The organism is Streptomyces yunnanensis (assembly GCF_029011865.1).
In the GTDB taxonomy this organism is placed as follows: Bacteria; Actinomycetota; Actinomycetes; order Streptomycetales; family Streptomycetaceae; genus Streptomyces; species Streptomyces yunnanensis.
In genome coordinates this window covers 8,112,844-8,135,271 of sequence record NZ_CP095749.1, presented here as the reverse complement: position 1 = coordinate 8,135,271, position 22,428 = coordinate 8,112,844, and the positions used below count along the sequence as shown (strand labels likewise).

The 22,428-nt window shown below is 71.2% G+C and carries 17 protein-coding genes; 6 read left to right on the top strand and 11 right to left on the bottom strand.

Annotated features, from left to right (window positions below):
- Window positions 1-68 precede the first annotated feature (68 nt).
- Complete coding sequence (locus MOV08_RS35490; RefSeq protein ID WP_275310347.1) at window positions 69-1,703, top strand: FAD-dependent oxidoreductase; 1,635 nt, start codon at window positions 69-71, stop codon at window positions 1,701-1,703.
- Window positions 1,704-2,386: 683 nt separating this feature from the next.
- Here the strand turns inward: MOV08_RS35490 and MOV08_RS35485 are convergent.
- The 3 genes from MOV08_RS35485 to MOV08_RS35475 all read right to left on the bottom strand — a co-directional run bounded on the left by MOV08_RS35485 (window position 2,387) and on the right by MOV08_RS35475 (window position 5,398).
- Window positions 2,387-2,797: a transposase gene (locus MOV08_RS35485; protein WP_275310346.1), complete on the bottom strand. Its 411-nt coding sequence runs from the start codon at window positions 2,795-2,797 to the stop codon at window positions 2,387-2,389.
- Window positions 2,798-3,093: 296 nt separating this feature from the next.
- On the bottom strand, window positions 3,094-3,666 hold the full coding sequence (locus MOV08_RS35480) for an RICIN domain-containing protein (RefSeq protein WP_275310345.1): 573 nt from the start codon (window positions 3,664-3,666) through the stop codon (window positions 3,094-3,096).
- A 694-nt stretch (window positions 3,667-4,360) separates the two neighbouring features.
- On the bottom strand, window positions 4,361-5,398 hold the full coding sequence (locus tag MOV08_RS35475; RefSeq protein WP_275310344.1) for a hypothetical protein: 1,038 nt from the start codon (window positions 5,396-5,398) through the stop codon (window positions 4,361-4,363).
- A 102-nt stretch (window positions 5,399-5,500) separates the two neighbouring features.
- Between MOV08_RS35475 and MOV08_RS35470 the strand changes: the two genes are divergently transcribed.
- From MOV08_RS35470 to MOV08_RS35450, 5 genes are all read left to right on the top strand, one after another.
- A complete protein-coding gene (locus tag MOV08_RS35470; protein ID WP_275310343.1) occupies window positions 5,501-5,686 on the top strand; it encodes a hypothetical protein in 186 nt (61 codons plus the stop codon).
- A 301-nt stretch (window positions 5,687-5,987) separates the two neighbouring features.
- Window positions 5,988-7,016 (top strand): FecCD family ABC transporter permease, encoded by a 1,029-nt coding sequence (locus MOV08_RS35465; protein ID WP_275310342.1) that lies wholly within the window; start codon window positions 5,988-5,990, stop codon window positions 7,014-7,016.
- Entirely contained in the window at window positions 7,013-8,089 is a 1,077-nt protein-coding gene (locus MOV08_RS35460; RefSeq protein WP_275310341.1) for a FecCD family ABC transporter permease, read from the top strand. Before MOV08_RS35465 ends, MOV08_RS35460 begins: the two co-directional genes overlap by 4 nt.
- Window positions 8,086-8,952, top strand: coding sequence for an ABC transporter ATP-binding protein (locus tag MOV08_RS35455; protein WP_275310340.1), 867 nt, complete (start codon window positions 8,086-8,088; stop codon window positions 8,950-8,952). The genes MOV08_RS35460 and MOV08_RS35455 overlap by 4 nt, the downstream gene beginning before the upstream one ends.
- Window positions 8,953-9,146: 194 nt before the next feature.
- Window positions 9,147-10,103, top strand: a complete 957-nt coding sequence (locus tag MOV08_RS35450) for an ABC transporter substrate-binding protein (RefSeq protein ID WP_275310339.1) — start codon at window positions 9,147-9,149, stop codon at window positions 10,101-10,103.
- Window positions 10,104-10,218: 115 nt separating this feature from the next.
- Here the strand turns inward: MOV08_RS35450 and MOV08_RS35445 are convergent, their stop codons facing one another.
- The 8 genes from MOV08_RS35445 to MOV08_RS35410 form a co-directional block, all read right to left on the bottom strand.
- Entirely contained in the window at window positions 10,219-11,604 is a 1,386-nt protein-coding gene (locus tag MOV08_RS35445) for a glutamine synthetase family protein (protein ID WP_275310338.1), read from the bottom strand.
- The gene (locus MOV08_RS35440) at window positions 11,601-13,421 is read right to left on the bottom strand and encodes an IucA/IucC family protein (RefSeq protein ID WP_275310337.1); all 1,821 of its coding nucleotides are present in this window, start codon (window positions 13,419-13,421) and stop codon (window positions 11,601-11,603) included. The genes MOV08_RS35445 and MOV08_RS35440 overlap by 4 nt, the downstream gene beginning before the upstream one ends.
- Complete coding sequence (locus MOV08_RS35435) at window positions 13,418-14,803, bottom strand: MFS transporter (protein ID WP_275310336.1); 1,386 nt, start codon at window positions 14,801-14,803, stop codon at window positions 13,418-13,420. The genes MOV08_RS35440 and MOV08_RS35435 overlap by 4 nt, the downstream gene beginning before the upstream one ends.
- Window positions 14,800-16,206: a lysine N(6)-hydroxylase/L-ornithine N(5)-oxygenase family protein gene (locus MOV08_RS35430; protein WP_275310335.1), complete on the bottom strand. Its 1,407-nt coding sequence runs from the start codon at window positions 16,204-16,206 to the stop codon at window positions 14,800-14,802. Before MOV08_RS35430 ends, MOV08_RS35435 begins: the two co-directional genes overlap by 4 nt.
- Window positions 16,203-18,029, bottom strand: coding sequence for an IucA/IucC family protein (locus MOV08_RS35425; protein ID WP_275310334.1), 1,827 nt, complete (start codon window positions 18,027-18,029; stop codon window positions 16,203-16,205). Before MOV08_RS35425 ends, MOV08_RS35430 begins: the two co-directional genes overlap by 4 nt.
- Window positions 18,026-19,672 (bottom strand): pyridoxal phosphate-dependent decarboxylase family protein, encoded by a 1,647-nt coding sequence (locus tag MOV08_RS35420; RefSeq protein ID WP_338057293.1) that lies wholly within the window; start codon window positions 19,670-19,672, stop codon window positions 18,026-18,028. The genes MOV08_RS35425 and MOV08_RS35420 overlap by 4 nt, the downstream gene beginning before the upstream one ends.
- Complete coding sequence (locus MOV08_RS35415; RefSeq protein WP_275310333.1) at window positions 19,669-21,066, bottom strand: diaminobutyrate--2-oxoglutarate transaminase; 1,398 nt, start codon at window positions 21,064-21,066, stop codon at window positions 19,669-19,671. Before MOV08_RS35415 ends, MOV08_RS35420 begins: the two co-directional genes overlap by 4 nt.
- Window positions 21,067-21,187: 121 nt before the next feature.
- On the bottom strand, window positions 21,188-22,342 hold the full coding sequence (locus MOV08_RS35410; RefSeq protein WP_275310332.1) for an alanine racemase: 1,155 nt from the start codon (window positions 22,340-22,342) through the stop codon (window positions 21,188-21,190).
- Between the last annotated feature and the right edge of the window lie 86 nt (window positions 22,343-22,428).

The following is a 22,428-nucleotide window of genomic DNA, read 5'->3' as shown; positions in this document are numbered from 1 at the left end:
AAGGGACCACCGGCCGGGCATGCGTTGCTCCATCTCCCGTACGCGCCGCTGGAGCTGGAGCCACGTACATGAACCCAAGGGTCGAGGGCCGGGTGCCGGTACTCATCGTGGGCGGGTCCCTGGTGGGCCTGTCCGCCTCGCTCTTCCTGGGACGTCTGGGCGTCCCCCACGTCCTGGTCGAGAAGCACGCGGACACCTCACGGCACCCCCGCGGACGGGGGAACAACGTCCGCACGATGGAGCTGTACCGGGTCGCCGGCGCCGAGGACCCGATCCGCGAGGCCGCCTCGGTCCTCGCCGACAACCACGGGATCCTGCAAGCCCGTTCGCTGACGGGGGACGACCAGGAGTGGCTGTTCCGGGAGATCGACCCGGGCGGCGGCCTGGCCAGGTTCAGCCCGGCCGCGTGGTGCCTGTGCAGCCAGAACGACCTGGAGCCGGTGCTGCTGCGGTGCGCCCGCGAACTCGGTGGCGACCTGCGGTTCAACACCGAGCTGATGACGTCCGAGCAGGACGCCGACGGGGTGACCGCGGTCGTCGAGGACCGGAACACCGGCGAGCGCACCACCCTGCGCGCCGACTACCTCATCGCCGCGGACGGCCCGCGCAGCCCGGTACGGGAGCGGCTGGGCATCGGCCAGAAGGGCCCCGGCGACCTCTTCCACAACGTCAGCATCACCTTCCGGGCCCGGGAGCTGGCGGACGCGGTCGGCGACCGCCGCTTCATCGCCTGCTACCTGACCGACCCCGAGGCCGACGGGGCCCTGCTGCCGGTCGACAACCGCGAGGAGTGGGTCTTCCACGCGCCCTGGCACCCCGAGCGCGGCGAGACGCTGGAGGACTTCACCGACGAGCGGTGCGTCGCGCACATCCGCCGGGCGACCGGCGTGCCCGACATGGCGGTCGAGATCACCGGCAAGGCGCCCTGGCACGCCGCGGAGCGGGTCGCCGAGCGGTACTCCGCCGGCCGGATCTTCCTCGCCGGCGACGCCGCCCACGAGATGTCCCCCACGGGGGCGTTCGGCTCCAACACCGGCATCCAGGACGCGCACAACCTCGCCTGGAAGCTGGCCGCGGTGCTCGACGGCGCCGCGGCCCCCGCGCTGCTGGACACCTACGAGGAGGAGCGCCGGCCGGTGGCCGAGGTGACCAGCGCCCGCGCCTCGGCCCGGTCCGCCGAGCACAGCCACCCCGGCTACGACCCCGGGCCCGGTGGCGGCGGCCGGCAGCGCGGGGTGCTGACCGTCGCCCTCGGCTACTGCTACCCGTGCGGCGCGGTCATCGGCGCCGACCCCGAACTGCCGGTCGTCCCGGAGCAGCTGCGGCTCACCGGCGAACCGGGCACCCGGGCCCCGCACCTGTGGCTGCACGGGGACGGCGTGCGACGCTCCACGCTGGACCTCTACGAGCGGTCGTTCGTCCTGCTGACCGGCACCGAGGACGGCAAGATCTGGCGCGCCGCGGCGGAGGCCGCCGCGGCACACTGGTCGGCCTGCCTGGACCACTACCGCATCGGCACCGACGCCGACGCCGACCTGGTCCCGGAGGAGGGCGTCGACTGGGCCGAGGCGCACGGGACGGCGCCGGAGGGCGCGGTGCTGGTGCGGCCGGACGGCTTCGTGGCGTGGCGCGCGGACGGGCGGGTGGCCGACCCGGAGGGGGCCCTGCGGGAGGTGCTGGGCGGGCTGCTCCGCCGCGCCTGAGTCCGCCGGTGCCGACGGATCCGTCGGACGGCACACCAGGGGCCGACGGGGCGGGCAGCCGCTCCGCCGGCCCCCTGGAACGTAGTCTTCTGACCATTCCTGTAGACCGCTCGCGCAAACCTCCCTGTACGCCCCTTACGTGCTGCGGAGCAGGCTATGACCCACCGACTACGACCCGATCCACGCGACGTCGGTCCGCTCCTGGTCCGTGGGCTCAAAAACCCGGTCCGCAGCGAGGCGCTGCCGCCCCTGAGTGCCCAGGGCGTGGACGGACCTGCGGAAGCGGTTCGGGCGAGTGACGGTCACTCGACGCCCTTGGAGAGTGGGGCGCTGTGCCGGCCGGTGGCCCAATGGGCCGAGGGGCGATTTCCTGAGGGCTTCACGGGCGGTCTCATCGTGGCATTCATGTCGATACCGAAGAGCGGACCGAGGATCGGACGTCGTTGAGGACACGATGACCCGTTGGTGCAAGCCGGGGCCTACGGTGACGCCCCATCCCGATGTCGACGCCTCTTCCTGTCCGATGCGGAGGGCCCTGTGGCGCGGCATAGGTGGCGAGCTTCTCAGCGGCAGAGCGCGGCTCGCCGCTCAGGACAGCGAATGGCCCCCCGAAGCTACGGCGAATTGACATTTGACGAACGCCGCCCCCATTGCTGAGCTGGCCATTTGTGAGGATGGCAGTGTCATTGACGTGGGGTTGGGATGCCTCGGCGAAGGTCGCGAAGCTGTCCGAGGGCCATCGCGAGTCCGTTGTGGAGCCGTTCGATTTCCTCGTGCGGTTTCCGGTTGACGTCTTGCAGCGCTCGCACCACCGTCTCGTGTGACTTGGTGGTGATCCGCTGGTGGTCGGGCAGAGCCGGTCGCCCGGTGGCGGGCTGTTTGTTCGCGAGATCTCGCAGCCTGGTCAACAGCGGGGCTTGGGCGTTGTCGTGGAGGAAGGTCCGGGAGACACCGGCCCGAGCGGCAACGCCGGCGACGGTCACGGCTCCGCCGTCGTGCCCCAGGGACTCCAGCACGGCCTGGACGCGCTCGATGCAGTCCAGGCGCCATTGTTGTGCGGCCTCGGCCAGGTGCGAAGAGTTGTCAGCCCGCATCGGCGGCCCTCTCAGTCTCGCTTCGGCTGCGTGAGATGTGCCGTCCACACCAACCACCGGCGACCGCGTGGAGGCGGCGGCCGATCTTCTCGGCGAGCCACTCGACGCCGGACAGGTCGCTGTCGCGGAAGCTGTGTGCGGTGGAGTTCGTGTCGTGATTGAGCTGGTCTGATGCGGGGGCGAGTGCGAGAGCGATGGAACGGTCAGGCGCTGTGGTCTGTGTTGCCTCCGTGCCGTAAGTCCGGCACGCCGATCACGCCGCCGCGCGACGCCTTGTAGAAGGCCCCCGACCTGCTTCAGTCGATTGTCCCGCCGACCCGCCGCAGGACCCAGCGGCGCGAGAGGTCCGTGTCGCAGGTGAACTGGACAAGCGGGTGGTTGTTGTCGGTCGAGACGCCTCCGGCGACGGTCATGCACTTGCCCGTCTGCATGTTGACGATCTGGAACACGCTGCCGTTGACGTTGATGAGTCTCCAGCGGCGCGAGGGGTCCGTGTCGCAGTTGAACTGGACAAGCGGGTGGTTGTTGTCGGTCGAGACGCCGCCCGCCACGGTCAAGCACTTGCGGGTCTGCTCGTTGACGAGCTGATTGGAGATGCCGTTCCCGTTGGTGACAATCCAGCGGCGCGAGGGGTCCGTGTCGCAGTTGAACTGGACGAGCGGGTGGTTGTTGTCGGTCGAGACGCCGCCCGCCACGGTCGCGCACTTGCCGGTCTGCAAGTTGACGAGCTGGAAGTGTCCCGATATCTGTGCCGGGGTACCGAGCATGGCCGGCTGCGCGACAGCAGCATCGGGCAAGAGCATGACGCCCCCGGCCACAAGAACTGTCGATGCCGTCCAGAGACGGTTCCTCCGGTTGTTCTTGCGCATAGGGGCGCTCCTCTCGTGATTCTGTGAGGGAGGGGAGAGATGTCGGCCCGCCCGCCGGCCCCGCTCCAGGGCTTCCGCGAGGGCGGCCGACGGACTCCGGTGGGAGACTCCGGCACCGCGTCGACGGCCTGACAGTGGCCACCGATGAAGCTGTGGCAGTTTCTCCCCCATCGAACCACGACTCGCACGGATCGGCAGCAGGTACGGGAGGGAGCCCGGGCCGAGGCGCTGGGCATTCCCGGCCCTTCCCTCCCCCACAGGAATCAGCGGCGGACGGGGCAGGGCAGGTGGCGCGCTCGCGTTGATCATCTCCGTATGGGCGAGATGGGCCCTGGCGGTGTACTTGATCGGTTTCCTGGAGGGAGCCGGTGCCCACTGCCTGGATCTGACCCGAGGCGGAATCCATGCCTATGCGTCCTTCGCTCCGGTCCCGTTGCAAGTGTTCTTCGTCAGCTTGGTGGTTCTCGATCCGCTGGTCGTCGTCCTCGTGGGACTTGTGCGCCCGGAGGGTGTTCGGTTGGCGAGCGGTGTGATGGTGCTGGGCGTCATAGCGAACTGGATCGTCACTGGCCGCAGCTGCAGGAGGATCCGGAGTAGCTGCTGCGGCCGGTCGGGCTGTTGCCGATCACGCTCTTCGACCTGTTCGTCCTCGCGTCCTCGACTCCCTTGCTTCGGGCCATGGCGCGGCCGCATCTCAGCTGCACGACCCGATGACTGTTGTTGACGATCGGGCAGCGGGAAGCCGCACGACACGGCTCGCGGCGGCCGCGGTCTGACGCAGGTGGACGATCTCCTCGTGCTGTGCGGCGAGCCGGGCCAGGGCCTGGGTGCGGAAGTCCGTGAGCTCGCCGATCGCCTGTTCCGATGTGGCCAGTCGTTCCTTGAGCTTGGCGTTCTCCGCCTTGAGGCGGGTGATCCGGGCTTGGCGGGGGTCGGGAATGTCGCCGGCCTGCTGTAGGGCCTGAAGGCGTCGCTCGAACTCTTCGCGGAGGTGTGCGTAGGGGCGGGTGCCGTCGTGAAGCCCGGCCAGTGCCTCGTAAGAGGTCCACGTGGTGCGGAACTTCTTGCCCTTGGTGATCCCGGCCGGCATCGGGAAGGGGATGGGAACCTCGGTCGGCTCCGGCGGCAGGGCGGGAATCTCCCAGGGCAGCAGGTAGGTGAACTCCTGCAGCCGCATTCCGGTGGCCAGCGCGTGATCCCCGACCGCCGCGTTGCGGGTCAACTCCCGGCCGTGGAAACCGGTGTCCTGCGAGCCGTCCGGGGCGAGGCCGCGCAGCCCCTTGCGGAACAGTTCGGTGAAGTCCGGCTCCAGGTACTTGATCGTCACGTGCGGCTTGGGGGTGCGGCGGACCGCCAGGTTCACCTTCATCTCCCGCCCGGTCCCGGCGAACAGGGCCCGCGCGGCGCGGTAGGTGAACGGCTCGGCGTACCGGCTCAACGCGGCCTTCAGCCGTACCCGCGAGTCGAACTGACCCACCCCGTGCTCGGCCAGGAACTCCATCCACTCCTTGACCACCCGCGCGTAGTTCTCCCAGGAGCTCGGAGCCGGCGCCCCACTTGCCGGGAGCTCGCACAGCCACCGGTTCACCACCGCCGTCGGACGCGGCGCTGCCGGACCGTCCTCGAAGCACAGGTCGTCGTCGACGAGCACGGGCATCCCCTCGGGGATCAACGGCCGATGCCCGACGTCCCAGGACTCCCAGCCCCGGGACGAGAAGAAACTCAAGATCATGGGCGCCGACAGCAACACCACACGGCTCAGCGCAAAGCCCAAACACCCAGGCCACCAGCCCAGTTGGAGCCAATCGCCACACGAAAACCAAGCGGAGACAATGTGCCGGAACTGATGCCGGTTGACGACAGCGGGGTCGCCGTTGGAGTCGATGAGGCGAATCCGTTCCAGCCAGGCGTCGAATTCGCTGTCATGATCCCCGACGAGCATCTCACCGCCGCGACGTTCGCCACGCCCGCCACCCTGTGGGCGACGCTGAGTGCGCTGGTGCAGGCGGCGTCCAGCTGACGGGCCCATCTCGGCTGTCACCTCCCGTTGCTACGCAGCCAACGGCGATCTGACAACCGGCTCGAATGGCTCCTGCGATCGCGACCCGGCCGGCGTCACACCAGCCTTGCGCGTGGCGTGCTCCGCCCGATGCCTCCGCCCCGATGTCCGCTCTGGCCACAGCGGGCACATGTGCAGGTGGCTGCACTCATCCTGTCCGCCAGTCGGTTATGCACCCAGAAGGCGCCCCCATACACTTAGGGTCGCCTAACTTCGTGAGTACCGAGATTCAGTCCGTCTTCATCATGTCGAAATGGATGCGATGTCAGCTGCCACAATCAGCACCCCACGAGGCGCTCTGGCCAGCCGCCGCATCGGCTGGACGGCCGCGGCCGTCATAGCACTGCTGCTTGCGGTGCTGCTCAGCCTTGCGGTCGGCGCCCGCCAGATTGCCCCGGGTGAAGTCTTCGACGCCCTTTTGCACGGTGGCACGAGTGACGCCGCCGAGGTCGTACGGTCCATGCGGGTGCCCAGGACCCTCGTCGGCCTGATGGTCGGCGCGGCGCTCGCCATCGCGGGCACCGTGATGCAGGGCATCACCCGCAACCCCATCGCCGATCCCGGCGTCCTGGGGATCAGCCAGGGCGCAGCCGCGGGCGTGGTGCTGGCCATCGCGATCGCCGGGGTGCACACCCTCACCGGCTATGTGTGGTTCGCCTTCGCCGGAGCCGGTGTCGCGTCGGTGGCGGTGTACGCCGTCGCCGCGAGCGGGCGCGGCGGCGCGAGTCCGGTGAAGCTGGCGCTGGCCGGCGCCGCCGTCAACGCGCTGCTGATCGCCGTGATCCAGGGGATGTTGACGACGGACGCGGCCACCCTGGACGAGTTCCGTTTCTGGCAGGTCGGGTCGATCGCCGGGCGGGATACCGACATAGCGGGCCAGATCTGGCCGTTCCTCGTCGTCGGCGCGGTGCTTGCGCTGTCGGTGGCGCGGGGGCTGGACGCCCTGGCACTGGGGGAGGACGTCGCCAAGGGGCTCGGACACAAGGTGGGGACCGTACGGATCGTGGGCGGCATCGGAGCGACGGTGCTCACCGGTGTCGGGGTTTCGGCCGCCGGTCCGATCGCCTTCGTGGGACTCGCGGTGCCCCATATCGCACGCGCCCTGGTGGGCAGCAACCACCGCTGGGTGCTGCCCATGGCGGCGCTGCTCGGGCCAGTCATGCTGCTGGTGTCGGATGCGATCGGACGGGTCGCCTTCCCGCCGAGCGAAGTGCCCGCCGGGGTGATGACGGCGCTGATCGGTGTGCCGTTCCTGATCGTCCTGGTCCGCCGCAGGGCGGTGAGCGCATGACGGCCTCCGCCACGGAGCGCCCCGCGGCCGTGCGCATCCGCCCCGCCGGCTACGCGCTCGCACGCAAGGGGCGCGGCTCCTTTCTCGTCCACCGGCGTGCGGCGGTAGTCGCGGTCGCGCTGGCACTGCTGACGGCGGCCGCGTGCGTCGCCTACCTCTGCCTCGGCGAGACCAACGTCGCGCCGGGCGAGGTCCTGAACATTCTGGCGGGGCAGCCGTCCTGGGCCGAACTCGTGGTGAGTGACCTGCGGCTGCCGCGGATGGTGCTGGGGTTGCTGGTCGGGATGGCCTTCGGGGTGGGCGGTGCGCTGATCCAGACCGTGGCCCGCAATCCGCTCGCCAGCCCCGACATCATCGGGGTGTCCCAGGGCGCGAGTGCCCTGACCATCGGCGCGCTCACGTTCGGCGTCTCGTCGTTCGGCGTCCTGCCGTATGTGTCCGTCGCGGGCGGTGTGCTCGCCTCCGCGCTCGTCTACCTCTTCGCCTGGCGCGGCGGGCTGCACGCCGGGCGGTTCGTCCTCATCGGCATCGGCATCGCCATCGCGCTGCGGTCGATCGTCCACCTGTTCATCACCAAGGGCGACTACCTGCTGGCCCAGCAGGCACAGGTATGGCTGACCGGTTCGCTCAACGGGCGGGGCTGGGACGAAGCCGCCCCGCTCGGCTGGACCCTGCTCGCCATGCTGCCCTGTGTGGTCTGGGCAGCACGCGCACAGCGCAATGTGGCGCTCGACGACGACACCGCCACTGCGCTGGGCGTACCGCTCCAGCGGACCCGGTTCGGGCTGGCGCTGTTGGGCGTGTTCCTCGCGTCGATCGCGACCGGCGCGGCCGGACCCGTGGACTTCGTGGCGCTGCTCGCCCCGCAGATCGCCCGCCGCCTGACGCGCACGGCGCAGATCCCCCTGCTGTGCTCGGCCCTGCTCGGTGCGTTCATCGTGGTGGCCGCCGACCTGCCGGCGCGTCTGCTGTTCGCGCCGGTGGAACTGCCCGTGGGCGTACTGACCGCGGCCATCGGCGCCCCGTATCTGATCTGGCTGATCATCCGCAGCCGAACTGGAGGAAGAGCGTGACCGAAAGCAGGCTCACAGCCCGCGGCCTGACCCTGGCCTACGAGGAGCGCACGGTCGTCGAGGACCTCGATCTGGATGTCCCGCACGGTCAGGTCACCGTCATCGTCGGCCCCAACGCCTGCGGCAAGTCCACACTCCTGCGCGCGCTCGGACGGCTGCTCAAGCCCAAGTACGGGTCGGTGCTGCTGGACGGCAAAGACTTGGACCGCATACCCACCCGTACGATCGCGCAGTCCATCGGACTGCTGCCGCAGACGCCGGTGGCGCCGGAGGCGATCACGGTCGCCGATCTGGTCTCCCGCGGGCGCCAGCCGCATCAGCGATGGTGGCAGCAGTGGTCGGAGGAGGACGAGCGCGCGGTCACCGGTGCCATGGAGCGTACGGACGTGACGCAGCTCGCCGAGCGGGCGGTGGACGAGTTGTCGGGCGGTCAGCGACAGCGGGCATGGATCGCGATGGCGCTTGCCCAGGAGACGGACCTGCTGCTGCTCGACGAGCCGACGACGTATCTGGACATCTCGCACCAAGTCGAGGTGTTGGACCTGGTACGACAGCTCAACCACGAGCGCGGCCGGACAGTCGTCGCGGTACTGCACGACCTCAACCAGGCGGCGCGGTACGCGGATCATCTGGTGGCGATGAAGGCGGGGCGCATCGTCGCACAAGGCCGTCCCTCTCAGGTCGTCACCGCGGACCTGGTGCGGGACGTCTTCGGCCTCGACGCGGTCGTTGTGCCCGACCCGGTGACCGGCAGCCCACTGATCGTTCCCGCCAGGCCCTGGCAGGCGGAAGGCGGCGACGCGGATCCCGCAACGGCGGACACTCCGGTCGCGGTAGGTGCGTCCGCAGCGGATTCAGGCTGACTCCGACCCTCGGCGGAGTCAGCCTGAATCCGTATCCATGAACTCCGCGTCTGGCCGGGCCTATTGGCGTTCCCTGCCGGACGCGGAGACCAACTCGCGATCCGGGATGAACTTGCCCACCACCCCACGTAAGGTTAGCTTTACCTAAGTTTACGCCCGCTTCGCTCTCATCCTCGTACCGGAAAGGCCCCCAAATGTCCCGCTCCTTCACTCGCCGCGCCGCAGCCGTCGCTGCCGTCGCCGCGCTCGCCGTCACTGCCACCGCCTGCGGGGGTGGCAAGGACGACGCCAGGACGGAGCCCAAGGGGGGCAAGCACACCGTCAAGACGGCCATGGGCGACGTCGAGGTGTACAACCACCCCAAGCGCGTGGTGGTCCTGGACACCGACGCCCTCGACTCGGCCATCACCCTCGGCGTCAAGCCGGTCGGAGCGGTCCAGGCGGAGGCCGGTGCGCCGCTGTCCACGTACCTGCCCAAGGACAAGCTGGCGGGCATCAAGAAGGTCGGTCTCATCGCCGAGCCCAACCTCGAGGCGATCTACGGGCTGAAGCCGGACCTGATCCTGAGCAGCAAGGCGCGCGACGAGAAGAGCTACCAGGAGCTCTCGAAGATCGCCCCGACCGTCTTCACCAAGACCACCGGACCCGCCTGGCGCGAGAACTTCGAGCTGCACGCCGACGCGTTGGGCAAGAAGGACCAGGTCAAGAACATCGTCGCGGACTACGAGAAGCATGTCGCGAAGGTGACCGAGGCGCTCGGAGGCCCCGAGAAGGCCAAGAGCACCAAGGTCGGCTTCGTCCGGTTCGTAGAGGGTGCGGACACCCGCCTCTACAAGAACGACACGTTCGTCGGCAGCATCTTCAAGGATCTGAAGGTCGGCCGCCCGGCCAACGTGGACGGCAACGGCTTCTCCCTGGACATCAGCCCGGAGAAGACCGACGAGGCCAATGCCGATGTCATCTTCTACTCCACCTACGGCGACCCGGAGAAGGCCAAGGAGACCGCCACCACCGGCGGGAGCATGTGGAAGAAGCTGGACGCGGTGAAGAACAAGAAGGTCTACGCGGTCAACGACAGCCTGTGGATGCTCGGCATCGGCTACACCGGCGCAAACAAGGTCCTCGACGAGATGGAGCAGAAGCTCCGCTGACGGCCCGGCGACCGGCCATCGGCCAACGCGGCCACACCACCGCACCACAACGCCGGCGGTCCGACACGCACTTCGTGTCGGGCCGCCGGCGTCTGTGCACGGTCCGGTGCGGCGCCTACAGCCGCTCGAAACCGCGGACCCGTTCCCAGTCGGTCACCGCCGACTCGAAGGCGGCCAGCTCCGTGCGGGCGGCCTGGGCGTAGTGGGCGACCACCGATACGCCGAAGACCTTGGCGGCGATCTCGCTGTTCTCCCAGCGGTGCAGTGCCTCGGTGAGAGTGCTGGGCAGCCGCGGCACCGACGGGTCGTCCAGGGCGTTGGCGGCGTGCGGTTCCGGCAGCGGGAGACGGTTCTCGATGCCGTACAGACCGGCGGCCACCGCGGCGGCGGTGGCGAGATACGGGTTGGCGTCGCCGCCGGGCACCCGGTGCTCGATGCGCATCGAGTGTCCCGAGCCGACGACGCGAACCGGGCAGGTGCGGTTGTCCCGGCCCCAGGTGATGCCGGTCGGCGCGAAGCCGCCGGGCTGAAGGCGCTTGTAGGAGTTGATGTTCGGCGCCATCAGCAGCGCGAAGTCGGCCAGGCATGCCAGCTGCCCCGCCACGAAGTGGCGCATCAGCTCGGACATGCCGTCGCCGGCTGCCGGATCGGCCAGTACGGCCGATCCGTCGGTGCCGCGCAGCGACAGGTGGATGTGGCAGGAATTGCCCTCGCCCTCGTCGAACTTGGGCATGAAGGTGAGCGCGACTCCTTCCTGGGCGGCGATCTGCTTGGCGCCGTTCTTGAAGAAGACGTGGTTGTCGCAGGTGGCCATCGCCTCGTCGTAACGGAAGACGATCTCGTACTGGCCGGCGTGGCACTCAGCGCGCGCGGTCTCCATGGTGAGCCCGGCCCGCACCATCTCCCGGCGAATCCGGCGCACCACCGGCTCGATCTCGGCGAGGCCCTGGAGGGAGTAGTCAACGTTGTAGGCGGTGGCCGTCTCCAGACCGTGGTAGCGCCGGTCCCACGCCTGGCGGTATGTCTCGCGGAAGACCAGGAACTCCAGCTCGGTGCCCGCGAACGCGGCCAGTCCGCACTCGGCCAGCCGGTCCAGCTGCGTGCGCAGCACCTGGCGCGGGGCCACCTCGACCGCCCGGCCGTCCGGCCAGACGGCGTCGGCGAGTACGAGGGCACTGCCCTCGTCCCACGGCAGGGTGCGCAGGGTCGCCGGGTCGGGGCGCAGCACGAAGTCGCCGAAGCCGCTCTGCCAGGCGTCGATGGCATAGCCGGGGCCGGTGTTCATCTCGACGTCGGAGGCGAGGAGGTAGAGGCAGGCGCCGAAGCCTCCCCCTGACTTCGTCGGGGGGACCCCCAGCCCCACCACCTCGTCGAGGAAGTACGGCACGGACAGCCGGCTTCCCTGGAGCCGCCCCTGGAGGTCCGGGACGCTGACGATCACGTCCTCAAGTCTTCCTGCGTCGGCCTCGGCGCGCAGTCGTGCGTAAGGCGAGGTGGTCATATCTGCTCCTGGGGGTCCTGCGCGGGGGCGGTTGCGGTGGCGAGGGGGTTGGTGAGGGCGCCGTGGACGACGTCGAAGCCCTCGTCCTTCTCGGCGCGGTCGTGGAAGCCGCCGCCGAGCAGCTGCTCCCGGTTGAGCGCCACCCGGTCGAACTCGGGGGCGAGCAGCCCGAACTCCCCGAAGCGGTCGGCCAGTTCGGGGAAGCGGGCGTGATAGCGCTCGATCTCGGCGCGGATCAGGCCCCAGAACTCGTCCTCCGGTACGCCGAGGTGCTCGGCGACCAGCGGGGCGAAGAACCGGAAGTGCCCGGCGAAGACGGCGCTGAGGAGGGAGTGCGCCAGCTCGCCGGCGGGCCAGCGCAGCAGCAGCGCGTCGGCCCGCTCGGACAGTCCGGCGTACTCGGGGTGCTCGCCGGGCAGCAGGTTGACGTCCTCGGCGAAGTCCTTCACGGCGATACCGATCGGGGTGTCGGCAGCGTCGTAGAGCACGACGGTGTTCTCACCGTGCGGGCAGTACGCCGTGCCGTACCGGTAGAGGTAGTGCAGCAGACCGGGCAGCAGGGCCGAGAAGAAGCGCTCCAGCCAGGCCCGCGGGGCGAGCCCGGATCGCTCGACCAGTTCGGCGGCCAGCGCCCGGCCGTCCGAGCCGACCTTGAGCAGCGCGGCCATGGTGCGGGCCTGCTCGCCCTCGCCCAGCAGCGCCGCGACCGGCTCGCGCCAGACGGCACCGAGGAGTTCGTGGTAGCGGTACGGGGCGTCCTTGACGGACTCGTACAGCGGGTGGCGCACGGCCACGCCCGCGACCTCACCCAGCGGGTGGAAGCGCAGCTCGTCACGCAGGTACGGGTCCGTGTCACGGACGGCGTGCAGCCAGGCGCTGACGTCCGGCGCGGCCTCGGTCGGCTTCGTGGACAGACCGCGCCAGACGAGGGTGTTGCGGATGTACAGCGGCACCTTCACATTGCGGCGGTGCGGATGGTCGAGGTTGGCCAGCGTACGGATGGACTGCAGCGGCCGGTAGCGGTCGGGGCCCTCGCCGAGCAGCACGATTCGGCCGTCGGCGAGGTAGGGGGCGAAGAGGGGGGCGACGGCCTCGTCCCAGTGGAAGGGGTGCACCGGCAGCCAGTGGAAGTCGACGGTGTGATAGCCGGTTTCGGCGCAGGTCTCCTGGAGGACGGCACCGAATTTCTTCCGTGTGTCCTCGTCCAGTTCCTCGGCCAACAGGGTGCCTTCGTCCAGGCCGGCCACGCCGGAGTATGAGGCGAGGCTGCCGTGGACAGCGGCCCACAGCAGGTGCACCGTCCCAGCTGCCTCGGGGGCGTAGGCGGCGGCGTCGGAGGCGGAGAAGCCCAGCCGCCCCTTGTTGAGGAGCATGCAGGGGTGGCCGTCCTGGTGGCCTTCGAGGTCGAGGTGGTCCAGGTCGGCGAGGGCGGCGGCGGGCAGGGCGCGGGCGATGACCTCGGCCTCGGCCCGCCGGGTGGCGGTCAGTTCGCGCAGGACCTCGGCCGTGGTGGGGCCGTCCCAGCCCAGGACTGGGCGGGCGTCGAGCAGCAGCCGCTCGGGACCGCTCTCGCCCTCCCCGGGCGCGGGGTGCCGCCGCAGGGTGCCGGGCACCAGCCGCCAGGTGCCGAAGGTGCCGCGGCTCGCCCGGAACGTCCAGTGGACGCCGTCGGTGAAGTCCAGCCGGTAGGCGTCGGGCGCATCGGCTGAGGGGTCGGGCTCGGGGACGAGCAGCTCCTCGTAGGCGAATTCCTCCACGGCCTTGGCGAGCAGCCGTCGGCCCGCATGCGCCCAGGCGTCTCGTGTGGTGCGGTTCATCGGTGGTTCTCCTCGGAGTGCGCGGGGGAGGCGGTGGCGGTGGTCAGGGGGCGGTCGTCGGCCTGCGCGGGCTCGTACGTCCCGCGCTGGATCTGCAAGGGCACAGCGGGCAGGCCCGCGGACTCCGGTGTGCCCGCAACCGTCGTGAGCGGTGCCCTGACGCCGCTCCGTGGGCAGCGCAGGGACACCACGGCGGCAAGGGCCTGAACGGCCGCGGCGACGGCCAGCGGGAGGGCGAGGTCGTACGAGACGGCCGCCGTGGCGGCGATCGGTGCGGCCAGCAGACCGGCGGACCGGGCCGTCTCCACTGCAGTGAACGCCGGGCCCTGCGTTCCGGTCGCGCGGAACATGCGCAGTTCGACGGCGACCTGCCCCAGACCCAAGCCGACGCCGAAGAGCAGCCGCCCGCCGACCAGTCCGGGCAGCGAGCCGGCCAGCCAGCTCCAGGCCAGCCCTGTCGCGCCCACCGCCAGGGACAGCGGCAGCAGCCGCTCGCCGAGCAGGTCGTGGCAACGGCGTACGGCGGGCAGGACGGCCAGCGCGGACAGGCTCGGCAGGAAGAACAGCACCGCGCCGCCGACCGCGCCGCTGCCTAGGCCCTCTGCGAACTCGGTGAAGAAGGGACGCGCCACGTTGACCGAGAAGTCGAACGCGACGCCGATGAGCGCGACGTAGGCCAGCACCATGAGCCAAGAGAGGCGGCGCGTACCAGGTGCGTCTGCGCCGTCCCTCCGAGTGGCGTCGGACTTGTCGTCGCGGGTGTCCGGCCGCTTGCCCAGGATGCGGTAGGTGAGCCAGGCCAGCAGGGTGTCCAGCACCGCGAACGCCGAGATGCCGATGCGAGGTTCCGGCAGGGCGAGGACACCGGCGCCCACCATCGTGGAGACGACCACCGACAGATGGAAGACGATCACGAGCGAGCAGATGCCGGTGAGCCGCGCCCGGGTGCCGTCCTCGGACGACTCGTCGCCGTGCTCGGCGATGAACGCCGGATAGGCCAGCAGGAGGGCGCTGTTGGTCGTGACGATCAAGGTGGACAGGGCCAGGTACGCCGTATAACTGGGGGCCATGCCCAGGAGCAGGTCGAGGACGGCGGAGCCGCACAGCCCGGCCAGCACGAGTCGGTGCAGGGACCAGCGCCGGGCCGCCAGTCCCCACAGCGGGAGGGCGAGGAGGCCGGCGATCCGGCAGATCCAGAGGTACAGCCCGGTCGCCTCGGGGTCCTCGATCCCGTACAGCCGCTCGAAGAGCTGCGGCAGGAACGGCGTGAGCGCGGTCTCGGCGACCAGGTGGAGGCCGATGACCGAGAGGAGCACGGACTTGGCGCGGCGCGCCGACCCGTCACGGGCCAGCGCGCCGTTCTCCGTCTCCGCAGCCGTCATCGCGGTATCTCCGCCGGTGCAGGGACGGCGTCGGGTGCCTGGGCCGGGACGGGTGCCGGCTCCTGCGGTGCGCCGAAGGTGGTGTACGCCTGCCGCGGGGCGCTGGGCAGGAGCGTGCGTCCGGCCGCGGCGTTGAGGATGGTGGCTGCGCGCCAGGCCCCCAGGGTGAGGTCGGGGGCGCCCACACCGTGCGTGTGCATCTCGGCGTTCTGGACGTAAAGGGTGCCCGAGACCCGGGAGTCGAGCGCGACCCGGTAGTCGCCGTCGACCTGGTAGCGGCCCTTGTCGTCCCAGTCGACCAGGTCGGCCATCGTCTCCAGGAAGGCGGGGCGGGAGGCGGCGTAGCCGGTGGCGGATACCACGGCCGAGGTGTGGATCTCGAAGAGCTCGTCCTGCTGGCGGCTGCGGCAGGTGAGCCGGTACCCGTCACCGTCGGTCTCGGCCGCGACGACCTCCACGGCCGGGTGCAGTGCGGCGCGCGGCTCGCCGCCGCCGATGGTGCGCTCGTACATCTCGTCGTAGATCTCGCCCAGCGTTTCTTCGCTGACCCCCTTATAGAGCTGCCACTGTTCGGCCGTCAGCCGCTCACGCGTGGCCTCGGGCAGGCCGCGGAAGTAGCGGATGTAGTCCGGGGTGAAGTGCTCCAGGCCGATCTTGGAGTACTCCATGGGCGCGAATGCGGTGGTCCGGGCGAGCCAGCGCACGTACGGGCCGCCGTTGCCCTCGCCGTCCTGGTTGCGCAGCAGGTCGAGCGCGACTTCGGCGCCGGACTGGCCCGCGCCGATGACGGTGACATCGTCGGCTACAGCGAGGCGGGCGCGGTGGGTGCGGTAGTCGGCACTGTGCAGGACGCGGCCGGCGTGGGCGTCGGTCAGCAGCGGGCGCAGCGGCTCCGGCACGACGGGGTTGGTCCCTACGCCCAGGACGACCTGGCGCGCCAGGACGCGGGTCTGCGCACCGGCCGCGGAACGGTAGGTGACGGCGAAGGCGTCCTCCGACTCGTCCCACTCCAGCGCCGTGACGGCTGCGTCGAAGCGGCAGGAGGGCAGCCGCTCGGCGACCCAGCGGCAGTAGTGGTCGTACTCGCGGCGCGGGATGTGGAAGCGCTCGGAGAAGAAGAACTTGAACATCCGGTCGTGGGCCCGGAGGTAGTTCAGGTACGACCAGGGGCTGGTCGGGTCAGCCATGGTGACCAGGTCGGCGAGGAACGGCACCTGGAGGGTGGTGCCCTCCATCAGCAGGCCGGGGTGCCAGGAGAATGCCGGCTTGGCGTCCAGGAACAGTGAACGGAAGCCGGGCGCGCCGTCGGCCAGCGCGGCAAGCGACAGGTTGAACGGGCCTATGCCGACACCGACCAGGTCGTAGGGGGTGTTCCGGTCGGGGGAAGTCGAGGGCGCGGTCACCGCTGTGCCTCCGTAAGGGGGTTGGGGAGATCGATGTAGACGGACTGGGTGTGAACGTCGCCGACCAGTTCGTCGAGTCCGTCCACGCAGGTGAGGTAGTTGCCCTTGCAGCGCAGTACGGGCGCGTCGAGCAGCAGGTCGAGCAGGCCCTTGGCGGCGGGCTCGGCCGTGCGCAGCCGCTCCAAGGCCCCGCGCAGGACGCGCAGTTGGTCGCCCTCGTCGGCCAGGCCGAGGGCGCCGAACGCGCCGATGAGCCCCAGCAGGTTGTTGATGCCCAGGTAGTAGGCGACGCGTTCGTCGACGAATGCGTCCTCGAAGACCAGGTCGACGCCGTCGGTCGCACCGGGCAGCAGCCGTTCGATGTCGGCGGTGCGGGACTCGGCCAGGTAGTAGCCCTGGCTGTCGCGGTACCAGCCCGCGCAGGGCAGGCCGGTGGCGTCGAGGGCGACGAGGGTGTTCTGGTGGTGCGGCTCCAGGGCGATGCCGTACCGGGCCTGGAGGCGGAGCAGGGGTACGGCGAGGACGTCCAGATAGCGCTCCAGCCAGCGCGCCGACGCCTCGGCGGTGGAGACGCCGAGTGCACCCGCGGCGCGCTCGACCGCCGCGCACAGCAGGGCTCGGTGGCGGGGCGGTGTGCCGTCGCCGGGACCGGTCCGCTCGGCCAGCAGTCCGGCCACGCACAGTCCCTCGGGCCGGCCGTATCCACCACCCCGGAAGGGGTTGTCGCGGATCGCGGTCTCCAGACCGGTCTCCGGGCCGTCCGTACCGGCCGAAATCCAGGCGAAGTCGCGCAGGATGCCGAACTCGGGGTGCTCGGCGCGCAGCCAGTCGGCGGGGCCGGCAGCCAGGAGCTGGGCGGCGCGGACGCCGAGCCGCATCTCGCTGCGCAGGTTGTTGCGGCGGGAGTTGGTGATCCGCATGCCCAGGGACAGCTTCAGCATCACGTCGGCGTCCGGCCGCTGGACGGTCCGTACAGAGGACGTGGGGTACCAGTCGGGCCCGGCCGCGCCAAGCGGGCGCAGCAGCCCGGCATCGACGAGGGCGGCGACCTCCGGGCGGCCCAGCACCTCGCGGGCCTGCCAGGGGTGCGCGGGCACCGGCACCATGCCCTCGGGCAGGCCGAGCCCGGCGGCGAGCGGGCGCAGCAGTTCGGCGACCGGCCGGCCGTCCGCGCTCTGGCCGACCACGATCTCGGGGTGGGCGGCGAACCAGTGCAGTGGGAAGGAGCCCCGCAACTCGGGCGAGTACGCCGCCAGTTCCGCGTCCGACGCCTCTTCGCGACTCTTGGGCGCCGGGTGGAACGGGTGTCCCAGCAGCAGGGCCTGCTCGCTGTCGAGGAACGGCGTCGGGCCTTCGTCGTCCGGGGACTCGGCGCGTCGCCGCTCGATGTGGGTGGCGGTGCGCCGCGCGGAGTTGAGCACCCGCGCGGCCGCGTCCGCGCCGTGGTGCGCCGGTGCGCCGCGGCCCAGGGTGGTCTCGCGGATCAGCGCCGCCGCCACCAGCGAGGCGTCGGCGGGCAGGCTGCTGCCGTCGCCGGCGGCGGCCAGGCGGGGCGCTCCGAAGCGGTGCCAGCCGGTGGCCGACCGGTACCGGACGGGCACCGACAGGGTCAGTTGACTGGCCGGCAGGTCCAGCAGCAGCGCCTGGCCGGCGGCGGGCACGTCGATGCCGGTCTCGCGGACGTAGGCACGCAGCAGCGTCTCCATCGCCGCCGCGTCGCCCACGCGCAGGGCGTCGGCGTCGTCGAGCGGGTCGGGGCCGACGGCGGGCTCGGCCCCGGCCGGGGCCGTGTCCGTGGGGCGGGCTTCCACGGGGTGGTTCACAGCTCCTCCTCGGCCCGGCCCGCCGCCACGACCGCGTCCAGCAGCCGCTGGACCTCATCGGTGGTGGTGTGCGGGTTGAGCAGGGTGAGCTTGAGACGTACCCGGCCCGGTCCCTCGCCCGGCAGCTCGGTGCGGCCGACGACCGCCCGCCCCTCGCGCAGCAGCCTGCGCCGCAGTCCCGCGTTGATCCGGTCGATGTGCTCCGGATCGGTGTTCTCGGGCAGGTAGCGGAACAGGAACGCCGTCAGGACGGGGTCGGCGTGCAGTTCCAGCCGCGGATGGGCACGGACCGCCGCCGCTCCGGAGTGCGCCAGCTCGTGGCAGGCGTCCACCAGCCGGCCCAGGCCCTCTCGGCCCAGCGTCCGCAGCGTGACGGCTATCTTGAAGGCGTCGGCACGGCGGGTGGTGCGCAGCGAGAGACCGAGCAGGCTCGGGTAGCCAGCCTCCTCGTCGTCCTGCGGGTTGAGGTAGACCGCCCGCCGAGCCAGCGACGCGTAGGTCTCCGCCCGCTTGACGAGGAAGATGCCCGCCGCGACCGGCTGCCAGCCCAGCTTGTGCCAGTCCAGCGACACCGAGTCGGCCAGCGCGATCCCGCCCACCAGCGGGGCGAGCCGGTCGGACAGCAGCGCGCCGCCACCGTACGCGGCGTCCACGTGGAGCCAGGCACCGTACTGGGCGGCCAGCGACGCACAAGTGCGCAAGGGGTCGACGGCCCCGGTGTCGGTGGTGCCGGCGGTGGCCACGATCGCCACCGGCAGGTCGCCCTCCGCTACGCAGGCGCTCAGGGCCGCGGCGAGCGCCTTGGGCTTCATGCGCAGTTGGTCGTCCACGGGGACGGGGACGACCGCGTCCTCACCGAGGCCCAGCAGGGCCGCCGACCGCTGCACCGAGAAGTGCGCGGCGGCGGAGGTGAAGATCCGCGGCCGGGGGCCACTGCCCGGTACACCGCTCAGCTCGATCTGGCGCCCGGTCTCCCGGCCGAGCACGCGGTCGCGGGCAAGCATCAAGCCCATGAGGTTGGACTCGGTGCCGCCTGAGGTGAGGACACCGGCCGCCTCGGCCGGGTCGTAGCCGACGAGCTGCGCCAACTCCCCCAGCAGCAGCGTCTCCATGGCGGTGGCGGCGGGTGCCTGGTCCCAGGAGTCCTGGGAGGGGTTGAGCGCGGAGACCGCGAGGTCGGCGGCGACGGCGACGGCCAGCGGCGGGCAGTGCAGATGCGCAGCGCAAGCCGGGTCGGCCGGGTCGGCGCTGCCGTGCGCGAGAACGTCGGTGAGCCTGCGCAGGGCATCATCGCCGTCCGCCTCGGCGAACACCCGGGCGACGTCGGCGGCCAGTTCCGCGGGCGTCCCGGCGGCCAGCGGTCCGCCGCGCCGTCCGGCCCCTTCGGCGAGGGCGGCAAGGACGGTGCGCAGCAGCGGAGTGAGCGCACCGGGGCCACCCGTGCCGCCGGACAGCGCGGTGTGCGGGGCGCCGGACGATGCCGGAGCGGCCTCGCGCAGCAGTCCGGCCATCTCCTCTTCCAGCGCATCCGCCGGCGGGGCGGCCGGTTCGGCGACGAGCCGCAGACCGTGCCGGTCCTCCGCGCCGCCGACGACCGCGGATTCCCCGCCGGCCGAAGGCAGTTCATGCACCTTGCCGGTCATGCTCCCGCTCCCGCGTTCTGAGTGGCCGTCACCGCGGCGATGGCGTCGGTCAGCCGGTCCAGTACGGCCTCGACCTGCTCGTCGGTGATGATCAGCGGCGGCAGCAGCCGCACCGTGGAGTCGAAGCGGCCGCCGAGTTCGACGATCAGGCCGCGCTCCAGGCACGCGTCACGGACCTGCGCGGCCAGCTGCGGGGCGAAGGGCCGGGCGCCGCACGCGTCCGGCTCGGCCTCGGCGTCGACCAGCTCGACGCCGATCATCAGGCCACGGCCGCGGACGTCGCCGATCACCGGCAGCTCGGAGCGCAGCGCGGTCAGCCGCTCGGTCATCCGGGCACCGACGGCCGCGGCCCGCTCGACCAGGCCCTCGCGGGAGACGTACCGCAGCGTGGCGGTACCGGTCGCCATGGCCAGGGTGTTGCCACGGAAGGTGCCGGTGTGCGCGCCGGGCAGCCAACCGTTGTAGTCCTCGTGGTAGACGATGACCGCCAGCGGCAGGCTGCCGCCGATCGCCTTGGACATCACCATGGCGTCCGGCACGATCCCGCTGTGCTCCACGGCCCAGAAGGCGCCGGTGCGGCCGACGCCGGTCTGCACCTCGTCGACGATCAGCGGAATCTCGCGCTCGGCGGTGATCCGCCGCATCTCGCGCAGCCAGGCGTCCGGGGCGGGCACCGCGCCGCCCTCGCCCTGCACCGCTTCCAGGATCATCGCGGCGGGCGGCACCACTCCGCCGTTGGGGTCGTCCAGCAGCCGCTCGACGTAGTCGGCCGAGATCTGCGCACCGCCCTCGCCGCCGACGCCGAACGGGCAACGGTAGCTGTACGGGTAGGGAAGCCGGGTCACATCGGCAGCGATCCCGGGCACCGGCGTCTTCGTCCCGACGCCACCGGAGGCGGCCAGCGCGCCCGCGGTCATGCCGTGGTACGCGCCGGTGAAGCCCAGCACGCCACGGCGTCCGGTGGCCGTCTGCATCAGCTTCAGCGCGGCCTCGACCGCGTCGGTTCCGGCCGGTCCGCAGAAGTGGATACGGGCCTTGTCGGCGAAGTCTCCGGGCAGGGTGGCGAACAGCGCGTCGGTGAACTCGTCCTTCTCCGGGGTGGCCAGGTCCAGGACGTGGAGCGGGGCTCCGCTGCTGACGGTCCGCTGGATGGCCTCCAGCACGACGGGGTGGTTGTGGCCAAGGGCCAGCGTGCCCGCGCCGGAGAGGCAGTCGAGGTAGCGGCGGCCGTCGGTGTCCTCGATCGTCATGCCCTGGGCGCGGGCCGGGACGATGGGGAACGAGCGGGCGTAGGTGCGGGCGGCGGATTCGCGTCCGCGCTGGCGCTCCAGGATGGCCGCTCCGCTGGGTGCGGTCCGCGGTGCCGCGGGCAGGTCGGTGGGCTGCAGGGTCATGAGGACTGGCTCCAAGGAGGGGAACAGAGGCGGGGGGGGTGACCACACCGATGAGGCCGAAGGAGGCGTGGCGCGGGGGCGGTACCGCCGCGGCGACAAGCCTCGGCGGCCGGGGGCTCGTTCAGAGCAGAAGTCGTTCGGCGACCGGGTGCCCGAGGAAGCGGTGCATGGCGAACTCCCAGCCGTAGGAGCCCGCGTTGGGGAAGACGACCAGGTCGCCGGCGCGCACCCGGTCCACCTTCACGTCGCGCAACAGGGTGTCCTCGGGGGTGCACAGTTCACCGACGACGGTCACCCGGGTGTCCTCGGCGGCGGGGCGGGGGCAGCCCTCGGGCCAGTCCGCGACGGGCAGGACCGCGACGTTGTGCACGATGTCCCAGGAGGTGGGCAGCTGGAAGTGGTTGATGCCGCCGCGGAGCACGACGAACGACTCGCCGTACGACGCCTTCACGTCGGTCACCTCGGCGGCGTACCAGCCGCAGTCGGTGACCAGGAAGCGGCCGGGCTCCAGTACGACCTTGACGCCCTCGGGGACCTCCACCTGCGCGGCGAGTTCCCCGAAGCGGACGACGTCGAAGGGCTTCTCACCGATCTCGAAGGCGACACCGATGCCGCCGCCGATGTCGACATGCCGCAGGTCAATCCCGTTCTCGCGGGCGGTCCGCACGCTCCACTCCACGCACCAGCGCAGATACGCGGCATGGGAGTCGGCCTCGAGGTTGTTGGAGGCGGCGTGGATGTGGAAGCCGACCAGATCCAGGCCGGGCAGCTGAACCGCCGCGCGCAGCACACCGGGCACATCCGGCTCCGCCACGCCGAACTGGGAGGGCACACCACCCATGTGCAGCGAGCCAGTGACCGGAATCGTCTCCGGGTTGACGCGCAGCGCCACCTTGGCGCGGACACCCTCCACGACGGCGATCCGGCTGATCCGGTGCAGTTCGAGCAGACTCTCGGCGTTGATCGCCTCGACCCCGGCCCGGACCAGGGCGGTCAGGACGGGGACGGACTTCGCGGGCCCCGCGGCGACGACGGGGGCGGTGGTGCCCTCGTCGACCGGCTTGGCCGACAGGGCGAGTTCGAGCTCCGAGCGGGAGGCGACCTCGAACCCGTCGACATACGGCGCCAGAGCCGCGACGACTCCGGGGCAGGAGTTCGCCTTCACGGCGTAGTAGACGGCCGCCCACTCGGGAAGGGCACTGCGCAGCTCCCGCGCTCGCTCGGCGGCGACGTCTCCGTCGTACACATACGTGGAAACCGGCGTCTCGGACTGCACCAGTTCCAGAAGACGGCCGCGAACCCTCTCCGGGACCACGTCCACGGGGTAGACGGATCGCGGGGCTGCGGACGGCGGCAACTCAA